At 60.6% G+C, this 1,353-nt stretch carries 2 protein-coding genes and 1 pseudogene; 1 reads left to right on the plus strand and 2 read right to left on the minus strand.

Going from position 1 to position 1,353, the window contains the following annotated elements; genetic code table 11:
- A pseudogene (locus AAFX91_RS39520) lies at positions 1–368 on the plus strand (hypothetical protein); the annotation flags it as partial.
- Between the two features lie 12 nt (positions 369–380).
- Here AAFX91_RS39520 and AAFX91_RS39525 read toward each other — a convergent pair.
- Complete coding sequence (locus AAFX91_RS39525) at positions 381–644, minus strand: transposase (protein ID WP_394570103.1); 264 nt, start codon at positions 642–644, stop codon at positions 381–383.
- Between the two features lie 331 nt (positions 645–975).
- A partial coding sequence (locus tag AAFX91_RS39530) for a transposase (RefSeq protein WP_394570104.1) occupies positions 976–1,353 on the minus strand: 378 nt, incomplete at its 5' end.

Below are 1,353 nucleotides of genomic sequence, written 5' to 3' on the forward strand. Positions count from 1 at the left end.
ATAGCTGGAATACGGCCGATTATTTGCCGGGAGGACCTGATCTGGATGCGCTAAGCCTGTCGCCGCCAGCGCAAAGCGTCAATCAGCCAAGCCCACCATCGGAGCAAAGCGCTGCGGCGCCGGTCTTCGGCGGCATACCGTATATGCCGCCTCCGGTGCCGGACTTGAGCGAATATGTCGGTCCGGGCTGGATCCACGGCAACCAGCGGGCGCCGGAGAATCTCATGCGCGGGATGCACCGGCATGATGTGCTGCCGAGCGCGGAGCGCCCCTGGTCCAACATCATGATCAACGGCAGGTTCTATACAGCCTACCTAGGAGCATCGAAGAAAAAGCAAAGGGATATTCGCGTCTACCTGAATGAATAACCAAGCCGTCGTTCACGCTATCAGCGCGGCCGCATTTTTGGGAATGCGGACCAGATTGTAAGCGATCAGATTGAGCATGAAGTCGCCCGCGACGCGACAGATGCCGCGATGTTTTGTTTTACGCATGGTCCCATGCTGCTTGCCCCAGCCGAAGATGCATTCGATCATCGCCCGGTGCGATTGCGACACGCCATAGCCCTGGTGGCGTGTGGTTCGTTCGTCGATGGCGCTGCGGCGGCGCTTGCCGGTTTTGCCGATGCCATTGTTCTGCGTCACGTGCGGTGTGACGTTGATGGCACGAGATTGGTCACATGATCGGCCGTGTCATAGGCTTTGTCCTCACCGGCGGTGAGGCGGTGGCCGACCTCCTTGGCCCTGGCCTTGAGCATCCTCTCCGAGGCACGACGCTCGGCGGTGCCGCTGGCAAGCGTGACCCCATGCCGGCCACGGCCAGCCCATGCCGGTTCTCCATGGTGGCGTGGCCCATGTAGGCTCGGAGATATTCTCCTCGCCTCGCAGTCCTTCCAGCACAATACGGATCTTCTCTTCCGCCGAATATTGCCGGCGTGTCTGGCGGAGCTATGCGGAATTTTGGGTGATGAGGTGATCAGGCGGCGTGGTTTGCCGGCATTTGGATGACCTCGATGCCGTCGTTGAATCTGACACCTGCGATGACCTTCGGCAACTGATTTGTGCCTTTGAGCCGCCGCCAGGTCTTTGATGCGGCGATCACCAGTTTGAACACCATCAGCCTGGCGGTGGTTGGCGACAACGAGCCCTTGGTGTGCACCGTCCGGTGCCGCACGGTGGCGAACACGCTTTCGATGGGGTTGCTCGTCCGCAAGTGATCCCAATGCTCGGCAGGAAAGTCGTAGAAGGCCAGCAGGGCGTCGCGATCCTTGACCAGACATTCGACCGCCCGGCCGTATTTGGCGCGGTATTTCTCGGCGAAAACGTCGATCGCCGCTTCGGCGGACGCCCGGTT

It is taken from the genome of Bradyrhizobium sp. 31Argb, from assembly GCF_043638955.1.
In the GTDB taxonomy this organism is placed as follows: Bacteria; Pseudomonadota; Alphaproteobacteria; order Rhizobiales; family Xanthobacteraceae; genus Bradyrhizobium.